13 protein-coding genes are annotated in these 18581 nt (G+C 75.6%); 5 read left to right on the forward strand and 8 right to left on the reverse strand.

The features are described 5' to 3' along the window. Positions 1-15 precede the first annotated feature (15 nt). Positions 16-1053, reverse strand: a complete 1038-nt coding sequence (nudC, locus tag QRT05_RS11120) for an NAD(+) diphosphatase (protein ID WP_289447294.1) — start codon at positions 1051-1053, stop codon at positions 16-18. A 208-nt stretch (positions 1054-1261) separates the two neighbouring features. On the opposite strand from nudC, the gene QRT05_RS11125 reads away from it, so the two are divergent. Next, positions 1262-2203, forward strand: coding sequence for a phosphotransferase (locus QRT05_RS11125; protein WP_289447295.1), 942 nt, complete (start codon positions 1262-1264; stop codon positions 2201-2203). On the opposite strand, the gene QRT05_RS11130 is transcribed toward QRT05_RS11125, so the two are convergent. From QRT05_RS11130 to QRT05_RS11140, 3 genes are read right to left on the reverse strand one after another with little or no spacing between them, the layout of a single operon-like run. Next, positions 2161-5664, reverse strand: a complete 3504-nt coding sequence (locus QRT05_RS11130; RefSeq protein ID WP_289447296.1) for an ATP-dependent DNA helicase — start codon at positions 5662-5664, stop codon at positions 2161-2163. The genes QRT05_RS11125 and QRT05_RS11130 overlap by 43 nt on opposite strands. Continuing rightward, a complete protein-coding gene (locus QRT05_RS11135) occupies positions 5661-8849 on the reverse strand; it encodes an ATP-dependent helicase (protein ID WP_289447297.1) in 3189 nt (1062 codons plus the stop codon). Before QRT05_RS11135 ends, QRT05_RS11130 begins: the two co-directional genes overlap by 4 nt. Before the next feature lie 48 nt (positions 8850-8897). Further along, the gene (locus QRT05_RS11140; protein WP_289447298.1) at positions 8898-9860 is read right to left on the reverse strand and encodes a DUF3152 domain-containing protein; all 963 of its coding nucleotides are present in this window, start codon (positions 9858-9860) and stop codon (positions 8898-8900) included. Between the two features lie 47 nt (positions 9861-9907). Between QRT05_RS11140 and QRT05_RS11145 the strand changes: the two genes are divergently transcribed. Continuing rightward, the gene (locus QRT05_RS11145) at positions 9908-10576 is read left to right on the forward strand and encodes a TetR/AcrR family transcriptional regulator (protein WP_289447299.1); all 669 of its coding nucleotides are present in this window, start codon (positions 9908-9910) and stop codon (positions 10574-10576) included. A 122-nt stretch (positions 10577-10698) separates the two neighbouring features. Next, a complete protein-coding gene (locus tag QRT05_RS11150) occupies positions 10699-10923 on the forward strand; it encodes a DUF3107 domain-containing protein (protein WP_289447300.1) in 225 nt (74 codons plus the stop codon). An 88-nt stretch (positions 10924-11011) separates the two neighbouring features. Here the strand turns inward: QRT05_RS11150 and QRT05_RS11155 are convergent, their stop codons facing one another. Beyond that, entirely contained in the window at positions 11012-11761 is a 750-nt protein-coding gene (locus QRT05_RS11155) for a ferritin-like fold-containing protein (RefSeq protein ID WP_289447301.1), read from the reverse strand. Positions 11762-12168: 407 nt separating this feature from the next. On the opposite strand from QRT05_RS11155, the gene QRT05_RS11160 reads away from it, so the two are divergent. After that, complete coding sequence (locus QRT05_RS11160; RefSeq protein WP_289447415.1) at positions 12169-13827, forward strand: DEAD/DEAH box helicase; 1659 nt, start codon at positions 12169-12171, stop codon at positions 13825-13827. 71 nt (positions 13828-13898) lie between these two features. Here the strand turns inward: QRT05_RS11160 and QRT05_RS11165 are convergent, their stop codons facing one another. Together QRT05_RS11165 and QRT05_RS11170 are read right to left on the reverse strand one after the other, a co-directional pair. Continuing rightward, entirely contained in the window at positions 13899-14522 is a 624-nt protein-coding gene (locus QRT05_RS11165) for a MarC family protein (protein WP_289447302.1), read from the reverse strand. Then, complete coding sequence (locus QRT05_RS11170) at positions 14519-15361, reverse strand: PHP domain-containing protein (protein WP_289447303.1); 843 nt, start codon at positions 15359-15361, stop codon at positions 14519-14521. Before QRT05_RS11170 ends, QRT05_RS11165 begins: the two co-directional genes overlap by 4 nt. A gap of 686 nt (positions 15362-16047) precedes the next feature. Between QRT05_RS11170 and QRT05_RS11175 the strand changes: the two genes are divergently transcribed. After that, on the forward strand, positions 16048-17589 hold the full coding sequence (locus tag QRT05_RS11175; protein ID WP_289447304.1) for an aminopeptidase P family protein: 1542 nt from the start codon (positions 16048-16050) through the stop codon (positions 17587-17589). Between the two features lie 251 nt (positions 17590-17840). On the opposite strand, the gene QRT05_RS11180 is transcribed toward QRT05_RS11175, so the two are convergent. Further along, a complete protein-coding gene (locus tag QRT05_RS11180; RefSeq protein WP_289447305.1) occupies positions 17841-18518 on the reverse strand; it encodes a general stress protein in 678 nt (225 codons plus the stop codon). Positions 18519-18581 lie beyond the last annotated feature (63 nt).

Genomic DNA, 18581 nt, shown 5'->3' on the forward strand with positions numbered 1-18581 from the left:
GGCGGGTCACGGCACTCAGCGCCAGGTGTCGCGCGGGTCGAGCGGCTCCGGCAGCGGACCGCCGAACCAGTCCTCGACCAGCGCCCGCGCGATCGACGCGCGTCCCGGGGGGATCACCTCGCCGGCCCGCACGGCCGCCGCGAGCTCCTCGCGCGTGAACCAGCGCGCGTCGACCAGCTCCTTGCCGTCGGGCCGCGGCACCGTGCCGGTCGCGTGCGCGACGAACCCGACCATGAGCGACGCCGGGAAGGGCCAGGGCTGGCTGCCCTGGTACTCCACCTCGCCGACGACGACGCCGGCCTCTTCGAGCACCTCGCGGCGGACCGCGTGCTCGAGCGACTCCCCCGGTTCGACGAAACCCGCGAGCGTCGAGAACCGCTTCTCGGCCCACGCGGCCGAGCGCCCCAGCAGCAGCCGGTGCTCGGGATCGAGGACGGCCATGATCACCGCGGCGTCGGTGCGGGGGTAGTGCTCCGAGCCGTCGACCGTGCACCGGCGCACCCACCCGGCCTGCTCGACGCTGGTGGCGGCCCCGCACCGCGGGCACCGCGGGTGTCGGGCGTGCCAGGCGTCGACGGCGACCGCGGTGGTGGCCAGCCCGGCCTCCAGCGCGCCCAGCTCTCCGCCGATCTGGCGCAGGGACGACCATCCGGCGGACGAGGCGGACGGGGTGCCCGGGCCGCGGTGCACCAGCACGTCCGCCGACTCGCCCCGCGGCGGCGCCGGGTGGTCGGCGGGGACGCGCAGCGCGAGGTACGTCACGTCGGCGTGCCGGCCGAGCAGCACCCAGGCATCGACATCGGCTGATTCCTGCGCCGCGGCTCGCGCGGGCTCCGGGGTCGTCCGGGCCCCCGAGGCTCCGGACGCGATCGCCTCGGCGACCGTGAGCAGTGCCAACGTGCTCGGCCCCTCGGTGAGCACCTTGCCGTCGGAGACCAGCAGCACGCGGGTCGCGGGATCGGCGAGCGCGTCGGCCAGCGCGCCCGGGCTCGTCCGGAGCTCGGCGGAACGGTCGGCCTCCGCACGCGAGAGGGGCAGCTCGTCGGAGTTCACGGCGCCACCTTAGGCAGGCGCACGCGCGACGGGTCGGGCGACCAGCTGCCGGGCATCCGCCCGGGTCGGTCGTCACGGGCGACGTGGGCATCGCTGGACGCCGGTCTCCCCTCACGCGCGCGCCGACTTCGGCCATGACGGGACGAAGCGGGCAGACACGCCGCGTGGCCCGCCGGGACTGAGCCCGTGCGCGCCCTACTCTGGGCGCGTGCCTCGCTCTCCGCTCGCTCTCGCCGCCCTGGCGACTGTCGCCGTGCCCGGACTGGACGCCTTCGACGTCCGGCGCCCCGCGCACCCGGGGACCGACTACGACATCGCGGTGGTCATCGACTCCACCCGGCGCCGCTGGGTGGTGCGTGCCCCCGTCCACGCGAGCGCGGGAGCGGCGCTCGAGGCCGAGGTCGTGCTGCTCGAGGCGTTGGGCGCCGCCGTCGAGGCGGAGGTCCTCCCGTTCGACGTCCCCCGGCCGGTCGGCTTCGCGCACCTGCCCGAGGGGGGTCGCGCCACAGTCCACGCCGAGATCCAGGGCCGGACCCTGTCACTGGGCGAGCTGCACCCGGGTCCCGGGCTGTCGGCATCGGTGGGCAGGGCCATCGCTGCCATCCACGAGCTGTCGCCGTCGGTCGTCGAGAACGCGGGTCTGCCCGTGTACGACGCCGAGAGCTACCGCGCCCGCCGGCTGGCCGAGGTCGACGAGGCGGCCCGCACCGGACGCGTGCCCGCCACGCTGCTGCGCCGGTGGGAGGAGCGTCTCGAGGACGTCGCGATGTGGCGGTTCCGTCCCGTCGTCACCCACGGCGACCTGACCAACGAGCGCATCCTGGTCCGCGACGGGGTGGTCAGCGGCATCCTGCACTGGGGCGACGCCTGCGTCGCCGACCCGGCAGACGACCTGTCCTCGATCCTGGTGGCCGCGCCGCCGGACGCGACCGACTCGATCATCGAGGCGTACCAGCTGCGCCGCACCGAGCTGCTCGACCCCCACCTGGTGGATCGCGCCCTGCTGGTGGGCGAGCTCGCGCTCGCGCGCTGGCTGCTCTACGGCGTGCGGTCGGGCAGCGCCGAGATCGTCGAGGACGCCGTCGCCATGCTCGAGGACCTCGACGCTCACACGCGCGCAGGCGCCGACGCGGAGCCCTCGCTGGCCTGATCCGCGGCGGTCGACGACCGCAGCAGCGCGACGATCTCCTCCTCGCCGAGCAGCCGCTCCGGGTACACCGTCTCCTGGGCCCGCACGTAGCAGAACGCCGCGGAGACGTCCGCGAGCGGCGTGCCGGTCCAGCGCGACCAGGCGAGCCGGTACACGGCGAGCTGGATCTCGCGGGCAGCCCGCGTCTGCGGGTCGGTGGGTGGCGCGCCGGTCTTCCAGTCGACCACCACCACCCGCCCGCGCGACGATCCGTCGGCTGCGGCTGCCGCTCCGGTCCCCGGCGCCGCTCCGGCCCCCCGCGGCGCGGGCCGCGGATCGGGGAACACCGCGTCGATCCGCGAGCGCAGGACGTAGCCGTCGACGCTCGTCTCCACGTCCACCTCGACCGCGACCGGCGTACGGTGCGCCCACTCCCCGGCCATGAACGCGGCGCGCAGCGCGCCGACGTCCGCGTCGAGCCCCGTGGGATCGGCGTCGCCGTCGCGCGCGTCCTCCGCTCCGGGCAGCGCGTCCACGTCGACGAGGGCGGCCGAGCCGAAGTAGCCCTCGACCCACGCGTGGAACAGCGTCCCGACGCGGGCCTGGGCCGACGGCTCCTGCGGCACGGGCCGGCGCAACGCGCGCGAGAACTCGTCGCGGTCGGCACCGAGCCGCACGAGCGCCGAGGCCGAGAGGTGCGCGGGCAGCTCCACGTCGCGGGTCGACGCGCGCGCGCGTGACTGCTCGGCGAGCAGCCGCTCGGCGAGCGCCGCCCAGCCCTGCGCGTCGGCGTCCGCCGGCTCTCCCGCATGCACGCCAGCGACGGCGTTCGCGGGCTCCGCCGGACGCGCGCCGCGCGCCGGGGCCGCGCGCTGCGAGTCCTCGATGGCCTGGCGCACCCACCGCGCGGCCACCTCCAGGGCGGGACGTCTGCCGGCCGAGCCGTCCTCCGTCGCGAGCGGGTCCGCCGGCCACGGTGCCGTGACCGTGACGCCCGCACGCGGGTTGCCGGCGGACTCGTCGGGGGCGGGCGCCCAGTCGGCCCGCTCGACCAGACCCGCCTCCGCGAGCTCGAGCAGGAACGTCGACACCTTCCGCGCGCGGCTGCCGTCACCCCACCACGCCGCCGTCAGCAGCAGATCCGTGCGCGCGCGGGTCAGGGCGACGTACGCGAGCCGGCGCTCCTCGGCGACCTCGTGGTCGCCGGCCTCGAGGACGAAACTCCGACGCCGCTCCTCGAGGTCCTTGGGGTCCGCGGCACCCTCGTAGGCGAAGGCCGGCAGGTGGGCGCGGTCGCCGCGCAGCGGGTACGGCAGGGTGCCGAGCCCGACGAGCCACGCCGAGTCCTTGGGGCCGTCCTTGCCCTGCGTGGCGGTGGCGGGCAGCCCGCCGTCCACCATGCCCGCGACGGCGACCACGTCCCACTCGAGTCCCTTCGCGGCGTGGATCGTGATGATCTGCACAGCGTCGGGGTTCGGCTCGGTGACCGGCATCTCGAGGCCGTTCTCGCGGGCGTCGGCTGCCTCGAGCCAGGACAGGAACCCACCGAGCGTCGGGTGGTCCGAAGCCCGCGAGAACTCCACCGCGACGTCCCGGAACGCGTCGAGATGGGCGCGCGCGGCGCCCGGGCTCACGCCCGGTCGGGCGGCCACCTCGATGTCCAGGCCCAGCACGCGCTCGGCCTCCGCGACGAGCTCGGGAACGGCGAGGTAGGCGTGCGCCCGGAGCGTGCGCAGCAGGCCCGCGAGCTCGACCAGCCGCGCCCTGCCGGTCTCCGAGAGGGCCCTCCCGGCGGGGCTGCGCCACCCGGGGCGCGGCAGGTCGTCGAGCGCGTCGACGATGCTGCGCGCGTCCACGGAGTCGGCCTCGACGCCCGCGTCGCGCCCCCGCCCCGCGAGCCGGCCCGCGAGCTCGCTGGACCACGCACCGAGCGCGTGCAGGTCCGACGCGCCGAGCCGCGTGCGCGCTCCCGTCAACAACCGCATGAGGGCGTCGCCGCGCGTGGGGTCGTGCGCGGCCTGCAACGCCGCCAGCAGGTCCACCACCTCGGGCACCGACAGGAGCCCGCCCAGGCCGACCACCTCGACCGGCAGCCCGCGGGCACGCAGCGCACGGCGCAGGGGCTCGAACTGCGAGCGCTTGCGGCACAGCACCGCGGCGCTCACGCGCGTGCCGTCGCGGCCGGCGGGCCGCCACCGCTCGGCGACGAACTCCGCCACGGCGCGCGCCTCGTCCTCGACGGTCTCCGCGACGTGGGCCAGGACGCGACCGCGCCCGGCGCCTGGACGCGTGGCGAGCATCGGGACCGCGACCGGCGCGTCCGCGACCCGCAGCGGCGCCGCCACCTGGTTGGCCGCGTCGAGCACGGCAGCGTCGTTGCGCCACGACGTGGAGAGCTGGTGCACGTCCGCACGCCGCAGACCGCCGCCGTCCTCCACGATCGGGAACGTGGCCGGGAAGCCCTCGAGACCGCCCGCACTGGCACCGCGCCACCCGTAGATGGACTGGTGCGGGTCACCGACGGCCGTCACGGGGTGGCCACCGCCGAAGAGCGCGGACAGCAACGTGAGCTGGGCGAACGAGGTGTCCTGGTACTCGTCGAGCAGCACCACGCGGAACCGCTCGCGCTCGGCGGCGCCCACCTCCGGCACGTCCCGCGCGAGCCGTGCCGCGAGCGCCACCTGGTCGCCGAAGTCGATCGCGTCGGCGGCGCGCTTGCGCTCCCGGTATCGCGCCACGACGTCGAGCAGGCGCGCGCGCTCCCCCAGCGAGCCGACCAGCTTGAGGATCTCGGCGTACGGCTTGCGCGGCGGCATCCCCGCGGGGGTTGCGAGCAGGGCGTCGGCGATGCCCTCGATGCCGGCCCGCGCCCGGGACGGGTCGAGCAGGTGCTCGTCGAGCGCACCGGACATGGCCAGCACCGCCTCGACGACCGTCGAGAGTGCCGCGTCGGTGCCGAGGTCGTCGTCCCAGGCCTCGACGACCTCGCTGGCGAGCTGCCACTGGGCCGCCTCGCCCAGCAGCCGCGCGGACGGGTCGAGGCCGAGGCGCAGGGCGTGGTCGGAGACGAGCGAGGCGGCGTAGGAGTTGTAGGTCGAGATGGTGGGCCGCGCCAGCCCGTCCAGCACGCCGCCGGCGCCGAGCGCGTCACGGCCCGGCAGCTCGACACCCGCAGCCGCCGCGCACCGCACGAGCAGGCGCACGCGCCGCCGCACGCGCTCGCCCAGCTCGCCCGCGGCCTTGCGGGTGAACGTCAGCCCGAGCACGTGCTCGGGGGCCACCCACCCGTTGGCGAGCAGCCACACCACGCGGGCAGCCATCGTCTCCGTCTTGCCGGAGCCCGCCCCCGCCACCACCAGCGCGGGCAGCAGCGGGGCCTCGATGATGCGCTCCTGCTCCGCGGTGGGGCGCGGCTGGCCAGTCAGCTCCGCGATCTGGACCGCGCTCAGCGTCGAGGCCCTGGGGAGTGCCACGGTGCTCATGCGACCACCTGCGCACCCTCGCCGCGCACGGGGCACGAGCGGCGCACGGGGCAGCGGTCGCACAGGTCGTTGGCGGTCGCGACGAAGGTCGAGGCCGCCATCGAGCCGGCGACGGCGTCGACGAGCGTGCGAGCCCACCCGGGCCCGTCGACCTCCCGCTCCAGGCCGGGCTGGGTACGCAGCGTCGCGGACGACCCCGTGCCGAGGAAGACCAGCGCAGCCTCCGCCGACCTCACGCCCTCGGGCAGCTCCGCGAAGGCGCCCTCGTCGACCGCGAGCTGGTACGCCGCGAGCTGCGGGTTCTCGGCGGCCTTGGCCACCGACGGTGGGCTCGCACCCGTCTTGAGGTCGACGACCCGCACCGCGCCCGGGCCAGCGGACTCGATCCGGTCGGCGGTGCCCCGGACGAGCGCGCGGTCGGTGGCGAGCTCGAAGCCGCCCTCCACGAGCAGCGCCTCGCCCGCGCCCGCGAGGTAGCCGGCCAGCCGCCTGACCATGGCCTCGGCCTTGGCGCGGGTGGCTCGTGCCGGCCAGCCCGTCCCGAGCCCGAGCTCGCCCCACCGCGCGTCGAGCGCGGCGACCAGCTCGTCGTAGGTGCCGTCCGGGTGCTCCTGCGCGATCGCGTGCACGAGCGTGCCGAGCGTCTGGTGACCGGTGTCGGCCGCGGTCCCTCCCGCCGCCTCGAGCGCCCAGCGCAGCGTGCACCGCTGGGCCGTCTCGATGCGCGACGGCGACACCGGCACGCGCTCGTCCGGCCCCCACAGCGGCTCGTCGCTGGACGGCTCGGCCAGCCCCTGCCAGGTGCTCGGGTCCGCACCGTCCACGCCCGCGGCCGCCAGGCGCGCGAGCGTCGCGACCGCATCGGGGTCGGGGTCGTCGCCCCGCTCCGCCGCGGCCTCCACCGTCGACCGCAGACGAGCCACCAGCCCGCGCAGGTCCAGCGGCGAGCCCACCGACGTGCGCCGCGGGTCGTCGGTCTCGTCGTCGACAGCGTGGACCAGGTCGAGGAACGGCGACGGCTGGGAGTCCGCGTCCGCGACGGCGGTCACGAGCAGCCGGGAGCGCGCCCGCGAGCACGCCGTCGCGAACGAGCGCAGCTCGTCGGACAGCACGGCCTGCCGCGCCTGGGCGGCGCGCTCCGCGGCGTCGGCGCCCGGTGCGGGCGCTCGTCCCGCGACGACGTCCGCGAGCACCTGCGACCCGAGCATGGAGTCGCGCAGGCGCAGGTCGGGCCACGTGCCCTCCTGCACGCCCGCCACGACGACCACCTGCCACTCGCGACCCGCCGCTCCCGCGGGGGTCAGCACCTGGACGTCGGCCCGCCGCGCGCGTGCGGCGATGCTGTCCGAGGGCAGGTCCTGCGCCTGCAGCCAGTCGACGAACGCGGCGGGGGTCGCGCGCGGCATGCGGTCGACGAAGGTCTCGGCGGCGCGGAACAGCGCGAGCACCGCGTCGAGGTCGCGGTCGGCGCGCTCCCCGGCGGCGCCGCCGGCGAGAGCCGACCGGCGCCACGGCTCGGCCAGCCCGGAAGCCGCCCACAGCGCCCACAGGACGCGCTGGGCGTCGGCGCCGGGCGCCTCGGCCGCCTCCCGCGCCGAGGCGAGCACGTCGGCGAGCCGGTGCACCGGACGCGCGACCGACGACGCGAGGGTGATGGCGCGGTCACGACCGCCGAGCGCCTCCACCAGCAGCGCGTCGCTGCTGCGGCCGCCTCCGCCGGCGAGCTCCTCCGCACGCAGCGCGCGCCGTACCCGGCGCAGCGCGACGGCGTCGAGTCCGCCCAGCGGCGAGCAGGCGAGCTGCGTGGCGACCGCGGCGTCCAGCGACCTGCTTCCCACGGCGACCGCCATGGCGAGCAGCAGCGGGCGCACGGCCGGCTCGTCGCGCAGCGGCACGTCGCTGCCCAGCACGCTCACCGGCACCGCGGCGCTCGCCAGCGCGCGGCGCATGGCGGTCACCTGAGCCCCCGAGCGGGCGACGACCGCCATGTCCGACCAGTCCACCGCGTCCTGCAGGTAGGCGCTGCGCAGGGCGCGGGCGACGAACGCCGCCTCCTGCGCGGCGCTCGGAAGGACCGCGGCGCGCACGGACCCGCCCGTCTCGTCGTGCGTCGCGGCCCGCCGGTGACGCACCGCCCCGACCGTCCCGACGCGCTCGGTGATCCGGGCGACCACCTCGCGCACGGCCGCACCGTGCCGCCACACCGCGTCGAGGCATATGACCCGCGCGCCCAGCTCGCCCTCGCCGTCGCCGACCACGGCGGCCCTGCCCACGAGGGCCGGGCTGGCACCGCGGAACGTCTGGACCGCGACGTCGGGGTCGGCGAGCAGCAGCAGTCGCGCGCCGTCGTCGGCCAGGACGCGCAGCAGCCGCGCGGTGGCCGACGTGCTCTCCTGGTAGTCGTCCACCACGACGAGGTCCCAGCGTGGCCGCGCAGCGCGCGGGACCTCGTCGTCCCAGGCGAGGAGGGCCTGCGAGGCCTCGTCGACCACGACCGCGGGGTCGTACCGGACGCCCAGGTCGGGGGTGCCGCTGCGCAGCTGGAGCACGTCGAGGTACTCCTCGTACAACCGGGCAGCAGCCCCCCACTGCGGCTGGCCGTGCCGTGCGCCCAGCTCCGCGAGGTCCACGGGCGACAGGCCACGCTCGGCGGCGCGCATGAGCAGGTCGCGCAGCTCGTCGCGGAACGCACGCACGCCCAGCGCCTCCGGCGGCACCTGCGGGGGCCAGTCGATGCGGACGCCCTCGCCCTCGGCGTGGCCCGCGAGCAGGTCCCCCAGCAGCAGGTCCTGCTCGGCGCCGGACACCAGCGTCGGCGCCGGCTCGCCCAGGAGCCCCGCCCGGGCGCGCAGCACGGCGAACGCCGCCGCGGCGGGCGTCTGCACCAGCCCTCGCCCGGCGGTGCGCCGCAACCGCGCGGCGAGCCGGTCGCGCAGGTCCGCCGCCCCCCGGCGGCTGGCGGCGAGGACGAGGACGCGGTCGGGATCCGTCCCCGCCTCCACGGCCGACACGACCGACTCCAGGGCCACCGTCGTCTTGCCCGAACCGGGTGCCCCGAGCGCGAGCACGGCCGGCACCCCGTCCACCACCTTGCGCACGACGGCCGCCTGGCTCTCGTCGAGCGCGACGGCTGGGGCCTCCCGTGCCAGCGCAGGACGCAGCAGGCGCAGGGCGGGATCGGTCACGCGGTAGATCCCATCACGGCCCGCCGACATGCGCGTCGCCCGCGATCACTACCCGGCGTGGGGGTGCGGCCAGGCGTTGGGGACGCACGGCGCGACCTGGTACGACTGCTGCTGCATCACGGGCGCGAGCTTCCCCGCGCCGGGGCATCCCTGGTGCGGGTGACCGAGCAGGTGCCCGACCTCGTGGTTCACCACGTAGTGGCGGTACACGGTGTGGTCGTCGAACTCGTCGGTGGCCCGGACCCAGCGGCGGAAGTTGAGCGTCGCGTGGCCTCCGCGGCCGCACGAGACCTCGCCACGGGTGCGCAGCGGTGCGCACATCTGGTCGACCATGTCGGGCGAGGCGAGCACCACCCGGATGTCCGCCGGTCCGTCGGTCCGCGCGAACGAGAGCGAGCCGTCCGCACCCCAGCCGCGCGGGTCGTTCAGCGTGGCCATGACGAACGCCGCGAACCTGGCACGGTCCACCGGCAGGCCCTTCTCGACCTCGACCCGCACGCGCCGGACCGACCCGACACCCGGTCCCGGGTCCGATCCCGGGACCACCACGAGCCTGCCCGACGCGGAGTCGTGCACCGTCTCGCCCCGGAGCCCGGCATCCACGTCGGCCTGCGTCAGGCCCGGCGGGAGCGTCGGCTTCGGCGTCGGCGTCTGCTTCGGAGCGCGGCGGTCCGCGAGCGCGGGGACGGGCGTCGCCCGGACCGACGGAGCCGAGGAGGCCGCGGGCACCGCACCGGCGGGCTGCGAGGCGGCGGGTCCTGAGGCGGGCGGTCCCGAGGCGGCCGGTCCCGGAGCAGCCGCAGCAGCGGACCGGGACGTCTCCGACGACGCCGCGGCGGGTTCCTCGGTCCGCGCCGAGCGCGCGGTGACCCCGCCCGCCACGAGCCCGACCGCGACCGCCGTGACCACGAGCGGCAGCAACGAACGCCGAGCACGCGGCCGGATGTGCCGCCGATCGGGTGGCTGCGGCGTCCCCGAGGCGTCCGAGGCGTGGGATCCCGCGGATGTCACAGCGACATCGTGACATCCCCGTCACATGCCGTGGCTACCATCGCGGCATGACGGCGGCGGCGAGCACACCGGGGCACCGGCCCCGCAGCCCCCGCATGGCGCGCGACGAGCGACGCGCCCAGGTGCTCCGGATCGCCCAGGAGCTGTTCTCCTCCGAGGGCTTCCACCACGTCTCGATGGACGACATCGCCGAACGCGCCGAGGTCTCCAAGCCGGTGCTCTACCGGCACTTCCCGTCCAAGCTGGACCTGTACCTCGCGGTGGTGGACCAGCGCGGGACGGACCTGCTCGCCGCGGTCGAGGAGGCGGTGCGGCCCGTCGAGACCGGACCGGTCGCGCCGGGTGACGGTCGTGCCGTCGTCGCGGCCATCGTCCGGGCGTACATGACCTTCGTCGAGACGGCGGGCGAGTCCTCCGCACTGCTCTTCGAGTCGGACGTCACGCACGACGCCGACGTGCGCGCGCGGGTCGAGTACGCGTCGTCCGAGACCGCCCGCCGCATCGCTGCGGTGCTCGAACCCGTGACGGGTCTGCCCGCCGACGACTGCGAGATCCTGGCCGTCGCGCTCATCTCGCTCGCCCAGGGTGCCGCGACGCACCGCTACCGCACGCCGGACGACGAGGGGCACGAGCACGCCGCCGAGCTGGTGTCCCAGCTCGCGTGGGCCGGCGTCCAGGGCCTGATCCGCCCCGACTTCGAGTACACCGCGGGCTGACGCCACGGCCGCACGCTGCGGTTTCGCCGAGCGCGGACGCAGCGGAACCCGGGCCGACGACGACCTAGGATCGAGCCAGCAGCGGCAGGTGCCGCGCATCGGGCCACAACAAGGAGCTGACGGTGGAGATCACGATCGGGGTGCAGAACCTGGCGCGGGAGATCGTGCTGGAGTCGGAGCAGACGGCCGACGAGGTCGCCGCGGCCGTGGCCGCCGCCCTGGCGGGCAAGCCCGCGCTGGAGCTGGTCGACTCGCGCGGCCGGCACATCATCGTGCCGACGGCGTCGCTCGGCTTCGTCGAGATCGGCGCGGAGACCAAGGGGCGGGTCGGCTTCGGCACCATCTGAGGTCGGACGAGCTCGAAGCGGGACGGTTCCTCACGGGCCGTCCCGCTTCGTCGTTCGTCGGGGCCGGCGTCGCAACGCGCCCCGCAGCTCAGGGCGTGAGGCCGAGACGGGACATGCGCCGCGTGTGCTGCGCGGTGAGCTCGCTGAACACCTTCGCCGGCGCGTTCGTGGTCACGGCAGCGGCGGGCGCGGGCTGCTCGCCGTTCGCCGCTGCGGTGCGCTCGTCGGACCGCGCGAGCAGACGGGCCAGTGCGGGCCGCTGCGTGAGCAGCCCCTGGACCACGCCGAGCGCCTCCCCCACGAGCCGGCGACCCCACAGCGCGAGCCGCGACGTGAGCACGCCGTCGTCGGAGCCGGCGGCGTCGAGCTCGGTGACCGCGAGGTCGGCGTGCGAGGCGTCGTCGAGCACCTCGAGGACGATCTCGCGCGAGCGCTCGTCGAGGCCCTCCGCGACGATGCGACAGAAGTCGTCGGCGACGCCGTAACCGACGTAAGCCTTGAGCAGGCGCTCCCACCAGGTGCTGGGCTGCGTGCGCTCGTCGAAGTCCACGAGGACGTCCACGAACTGGCCCATCGCCACCTCGGGCTCCGCGCCGAGCTCGACGACGCGCGCGAGCACGCGGTCGCGCCGCTCGACGGCGGCGGCGGCGAACCGGCTCAGCTCGAGGCGCTGACCGACCGTGGGGGCGATGGCCGAGTCGTTGGCCAGCCGGACGAACGCCGTGTGCTCCAAGTGGGCCACCAGGCCCAGCAGCTCGACGACGTCGGCGCTGTTGGCGGGGGCGTCGGACCTGTCGACTGCGGGCTGCGATGCTGCGTCGGGCCGTGTGGTCGTCATCCGGCGCATTTTAGTCGCGTCCTGCCGGCGCGAACACCGGAGGCGGCGGGAGTCCTCGTCGCGCGGGCCTCCGGAAGCGCCCGCGGGGCGCAACCACCGCCGCGGGGTCCGTCAGATAGACTGCAGGGGTACATCGGTTGCCCGGTCGTCTCGGTTTCCCGGTCTGACGACCATCCCGCGTAGCCCCGAACCTCCTCGACGGAGTGCTCGGAGGAGCTCGCGGGACGACTTTCACGATCGGCTGCCGGCCAACCCGAGTGGCGACGACCGCTGTCGCCCGGGATGCCCGACGCCCGTCGTCGGCCCCGGACCGCGCGCGGCGCACCACCCTTCGCAGTGAAGAGTCGACCGTGACCACCATCGATCCTGAGATCGAGACCACCGAGGCCTCCGCCCTCGCCGCCCCCATGACGCGTCCGCTGAAGAGCACGTACTCCTCGGTCCAGGCCGTCGACGCGTCCTTCTCGGACTTCGACGTCCGCCCCGAGATCGTCGAGGCGCTCGCCGCCGCCGGCATCACGCACCCCTTCCCCATCCAGGCCATGACGCTGCCGGTCGCCCTCGCGGGCCACGACATCATCGGCCAGGCCAAGACGGGCACCGGCAAGACGCTGGGCTTCGGCGTCCCGCTGCTCAACCGCGTGCTCGCCCCCGGCGAGGACGGATTCGACGCGCTGCCGGCCCCCGGCAAGCCGCAGGCGCTCGTCGTGGTGCCGACGCGCGAGCTCGCTGTCCAGGTGGCGGGCGACCTCGCCACCGCGTCGGCCAAGCGCTCGGTGCGCGTGGTGCAGGTGTACGGCGGCCGCGCGTACGAGCCGCAGATCGCTGCGCTCAACAGCGGCGTCGACGTGGTGGTCGGCACGCCCGGCCGCATGATCGACCTGCTCAAGCAGCGGCACCTGGACCTGTCGTTCGCCAAGACCGTGGTGCTCGACGAGGCCGACGAGATGCTCGACCTGGGCTTCCTGCCCGACGTCGAGACCCTGCTCGCCGCCACGCCGGCGTCGCGCCACACGATGCTGTTCTCGGCCACCATGCCCGGCGCCGTCGTCGCGATGGCCCGTCGGTACATGACGCAGCCGACGCACATCCGCGCGCAGGACCCGGACGACGACGGCAGCCAGACGGTCAAGAACATCAAGCAGGTCGTCTACCGCGCGCACGCGCTCGACAAGGTCGAGATGGTGGCCCGCATCCTGCAGGCCAACGGCCGCGGCCTCACCATCGTCTTCGCGCGCACCAAGCGCACGGCGGCCAAGGTGGCCGACGACCTCGTCGAGCGCGGCTTCGCCGCCGGCGCGCTGCACGGCGACCTGGGCCAGGGCGCGCGCGAGCAGGCGCTGCGCGCGTTTCGCCACGGCAAGGTGGACGTGCTCGTCGCCACCGACGTCGCCGCCCGCGGCATCGACGTCGAGGACGTCACGCACGTCATCAACTACCAGTGCCCCGAGGACGAGAAGACCTACCTGCACCGCACCGGTCGCACCGGCCGCGCGGGCAACAAGGGCACGGCCGTGACGTTCGTCGACTGGGACGACATCCCGCGCTGGGGCCTGATCGACCGGGCGCTCGGGCTCGGCATCCCGGAGCCGGTCGAGACCTACTCGAGCTCGCCCAACCTGTACGAGGACCTCGACATCCCGGCCGGCACCAAGGGACGCCTGCCCAAGTCGCAGCAGACCCGCGAGGGCCTGTCGGCCGAGGCGCTCGAGGACCTGGGCGAGACCGGCAAGCGGGGCGGTGGCGCACGCCCCGTCGGCGGCGACCGGGGCCCGCGTCAGGGCGGCCGGGACGGTGGCAGGCGTGACGGTGGCGGCCGGGCCGGCGGCGCGCGTCGTGACGGTGGCCGCGGCCGGTCGGGCGGCGGCGACAGCCGTCCACGCACCGACCAGGGCCCGCCGACGACCTCGACGAACCCCGCACCGTGCTCCGACTCGGGCCAGGCACCGACGGGCGAGGGCGAGGCCCGCACGGGCGCACGCCGCGGCCGCAACCGCCGCCGCACGCGCAGCGGTCGCCCCACCGAGGGCGGCGCGCCCACGCAGTCGGCCCCGACCGCCGACTGACCGCACCCGCATCACACGACGAAGGGGCGCCCGCGACCGCGGGCGCCCCTTCGTGCTGTCCGGCGCTCTGCTCAGGCGGCCTGCACGAAGGCGGTGACCGCGTCGGCGATCAGCTGGCAGGCGATCGCGGCGAGCAGCAGACCGGCGATGCGGGTGACCAGGATGGTGCCGGAGTCCTTGAGCACGCTGTGGATGACGTTGGCGAAGCGCATCGAGAGGTAGAGGCAGACGTGCACGGCGAGCACGCCGGCCGCGATCGCGAACCAGTCGGCGGGCGTGCCGTCGGACTGCTGCACGAACACCATGGTCGCGACGATCGCGCCCGGGCCCGCCAGCAGAGGGGTGCCGAGCGGCACGAGGGCGACGTTGACCTTGGAGTTGCCCGACGGCTGCGGCTCCTCCATCTTTCCGGTCAGCAGCTCCATGGCGACGAGCAGCAGCAGCAGGCCGCCCGACGCCTGCAGCGCCGCCAGCGAGATGTGCAGGTAGTTGAGCAGCTGCTGACCGAAGATCGCGAACGACACGATCACGCCGAACGCGACGAGGATCGCCTGCCGCGCGGCCCGGTTGCGCTGCTTGCGCGTCATGGCGGCCGTCAGGCCCAGGAAGATGGGGACCGTGCCGGGCGGGTCCATGATCACGAACAACGTGATGAACACGGACCCGAACAGCCGCGGGTCCAGCACGTCGTTCACGCGCGGATCACCTCGAACTCTCCTTGCTCCTCGATCGCCGCCAGGACGTGCGGCTCGGTGAGATTCTCCCCCAGCCGGTTGGCCTTGCCGGACCCGTGGTAGTCCGACGAGCCCGTGACGAGCAGGCCCAGGCGTGCGGCGATCCCGGAGAGGCGTTCGCGCTGCGCGGGCGAGTGGTCGCGATGGAACACCTCGATGCCGGCAAGGCCCGCCTCCACGAGCTCGTCGAAGACCGCGTCGGGCACCACCCGGCCGCGGGCGTCCGCGCCCGGGTGGGCGAACACGGGCACGCCGCCCGCCGCACGGATCGCCGCCACGGCGTCGGGCGCGTCGGGCGCGTAGTGCGGCACGTGGTAGCGGCCGTCGGCGCGCAGCAGGTCGTGGAAGGCCACGTCCCGGCTGGGGACCACGCCGCGGGCGACGAGCGCGTCCGCTATGTGCGGCCGCCCGACGACGACCGCGCCGCGGGAGTGCTCGAGGACGTCCTGCCAGGTGATCGGCACGTCCCGGCTCAGCTTCTCGACCATCCGCTGCGCCCGGTGCACGCGCGCCTCCCGCGTGAGGTCGAGCTCCGCCACCAGAGCCGGGTGCTCCGGGTCCTGCAGGTAGCTGAGCAGGTGCACCGAGATGCCGCGCGAGCGACCGGACACCTCCGTGCCCCTCACGAGCGCGACGCCGTGCGCACGCGCCGCCTCGGCCGCCTCGGCCCAGCCGGCGGTCGTGTCGTGGTCGGTCAGCGCGACGACGTCCAGCCCGGCGGCGGCCGCCTCGGCGATCACCTGGGCGGGCGAGCCCGTGCCGTCCGAGGCGGTCGAGTGGGTATGCAGGTCGATGCGCACGATCCCCCACGCTAGCGGCCGTGACGTCACGCGCGGCCGCTCCCGCGTCGTCGCGACACCCCGCAGCCACCAGCCGACCGGCGCGCAGCCAGCCCGGCGCGCAGCGAGCGGACTGGCGCGCAGCCAGCGGACCGGCGCGCAGCCAGCCCTACGCCGACCGCGGGTCATACGGCACGAGCGCTAGCCGCGCGCCACACGCGGTCGGGCCGCACGACGCGCGGTCGGCGCTGCCGCGCAGCCAGCCCCGGCGCGCAGCCAGCCGACCGGCGCGCAGCCAGCCGACCGGCGCGCAGCCAGCCCCTGGCGCGCGGCCAGCCCTGCGCCGACCGAGGGCCATACGGCGCGAGCGCTAGCCGCGCGCCACGCGCGGTCGGACCGCAGGACGCGCGGTCGGCATTGGCGCGCAGCCAGCCCCGGCGCGCAGCCAGCCGACCGGCGCGCAGCCAGCCCCGGCGCGCGGCCAGCCGACCGGCGCGCAGCCAGCCCCTGGCGCGCGGCCAGCCCTGCGCCGACCGCGGGTCATGCGGCGCGAGCGCTAGCCGCGCGCCACGCGCGGTCGGGCCGCAGGACGCGCGGTCGGCGCGACCGACGGGGGTGGGCAGAGAGGAGCGAGGCCCGGGCGACGGTGCATGCGCTCCAGCAGACGTCCCGGCCGGACGCCCCGGGCGCGGTGGGACAATGGCCGCATGAGCCAGGACGTGACGCCCGAGACCCCCGCACAGGCCGCCCCGACCGAGCCCCAGCCGCTGGCTGACCGCGGCTCGAACCGTGCCCAGCGCCCCGGCTCCCCCGAGTTCCTCCGCTGGATCACCTCGGGCTGGGACGCGCGCCCCGCGTCCAGCGCCACCCGCAGCCCGGCGGCCGACCACACCGCCGCCCGCCGCAGCGCGCTCTCGGCGCAGTTCCCGGGCGACCGCCTCGTCGTGCCGGCGGGCACCTTCAAGGTCCGCTCCAACGACACCGACTACCGGTTCCGCCCGCACTCCGCGTTCGCCCACCTCACGGGCCTGGGTGTCGAGCAGGAGCCCGACGCGGTCCTCGTGCTGCACCCCGTCGCGGACGGCACGGGCGACGACGGCAGCGGCCACCGGGCCGTGCTGTACGTCCGGCCGATGGCGGGGCGCGACACCGACGAGTTCTTCTCCGACTCCCGCTACGGCGAGTTCTGGGTGGGCGCGCGCCCCACGCTGGAGGACCTCGAGACGTCGACCGGCATCCCCACCGCCCACGTCGACGAGCTGCGCGACGCGCTGTCCAAGGACGTCGGCCCCGACGGGGTGCAGGTGCTGGTGGTGCCCGGCGCCGACGAAACCATCGAGGCCGTCGTCGAGGAGATCCGGGCCTCCGAGGCAGCGGGCGAGCGCGACGAGAAGCTCGCCGAGGCGCTGTCCGAGCTGCGGCTCGTCAAGGACGCCTACGAGATCGAGCAGATGCAGCTGGCGGTCGACGTGACGATCGAGGGGTTCGTGAAGATGGTCGCGCGGCTCCCCGTCGCGCAGGAGCACGCTCGCGGGGAGCGGGTCATCGAGGGCACCTTCGTCGGGCACGCCCGGCAGGAGGGCAACGCGGTCGGCTACGAGACCATCGCCGCGGCCGGTGAGCACGCCACCACGCTGCACTGGACCGAGAACGACGGCCCGGTCCGCGCGGGCGAGCTGGTGCTCATCGACGCGGGCGTCGAGGTGGACTCGCTCTACACCGCCGACGTGACGCGGACGCTGCCCGTGTCGGGCACGTTCACCGAGGTGCAGCGACGCGTCTACCAGGCGGTCCTCGACGCCGCCGACGCCGCGTTCGCCGCGGCCGTCCCGGGCGCGCGGTTCCGTGACATCCACGCGGCCGCCATGGATGTCATCGCCCACCGTCTCGAGGACTGGGGCCTGCTGCCCGTGCCCGCGGAGGTCGCGCTCGACCCGGAGAACCAGCACCACCGCCGCTGGATGGTGCACGGCACCAGCCACCACCTCGGCATCGACGTGCACGACTGCGCGCAGGCCCGCGCCGAGCTGTACCTGGACGGCGTGCTCGAGCCCGGCATGGTGTTCACCATCGAGCCGGGCCTGTACTTCAAGTCCGACGACCTCATGGTGCCTGCCGAGTACCGCGGCATCGGCGTGCGCATCGAGGACGACGTGCTCATCACGGCGGACGGCAACGTGAACCTGAGCGCGGCGCTCCCCCGCGAGCCCGACGCGATCGAGGCCTGGATGGCCGACCTGCTGCCCTGAGTCGAGATCGGCCGCCACCGGCCGTCATCCCTGCGAGCGGGCCACCCGGGCCCGCACGAGCAGGAGGTCGGTCATGGATCCCGCACCGTTCGGCATGCTGATGGCGGTCAAGGCGACCACGGTCGTCTCGACCAGCGCCTTCCCAGGCGCACCGGTCGTCGAGGTGACGCCCGGAAGGTTCCGGTCGTGGGTGGACTACTTCGTCACGCCGAGGGGGACGCGCGCGGGGGTGCGAGGCCGACGCGTCCGGATCAGGACTGCGGCGGCGCAGGAGGCTGCGTCGGGGTCTCCGGAGCGCCCGGCGCCTCGGGACCCGGTGCGGGCGCCGACCCCCCGTCCTCCGGCAGCCGCGGCTTCGTGAGCCCGAGCGGCTGGGTGGGCACGGCCGGCGGCTGGGTCGGCGTCGGGACGCCGCCCGCGGTGGCGGCGGGCGGCCATCCGGCGTTGACCCCGCCGATGCCCTGCAGCAGATGGCGCGCCTGGTGCGCCTTCTCCGGGTGGCACAGCACGGCGTAGGAGGACGCGACGATCTGGCTCGACGACGTGAAGTCGCGCCGCCCGCGGGCGAACGCGTACGTCAGCACGGAGAACAGCAGACCGAAGGCACCGCCGATGATGATCGACGGCAGGAACGGGCTGGTGCCCTCCTCCGTCGAGAACAGCGTCAGCACCAGCCCGACGAACAAGCCGAACCACGCGCCGGTGAGGAAGCCGCCGGAGGCGACGCGCGGGTAGGAGAGCTTGCCCGTGACCCGCTCGACCATCCGCAGGTCGGCCCCGACGATGGTCAGCATGGGCACCGGGAACGACTTCTCGGCGAGCAGCTCGACGGCGCGCTGGGCCTCCAGGTACGTCCCGTACGTCGCCACCGTCTCTCCCTGCGGCAGCGTTGGCGTGCGCGGGACCTTGGTGGGGCGGTTGAAGGACATGCGCTCGATCCTCCCCTGCCGCACCGGCCGCCCGCCACCCCGGCTCACCCCCGTGTGAGGACC

The sequence above is a fragment of the Cellulomonas edaphi genome, from assembly GCF_030362815.1.
Taxonomy (GTDB): Bacteria; Actinomycetota; Actinomycetes; order Actinomycetales; family Cellulomonadaceae; genus Cellulomonas; species Cellulomonas edaphi.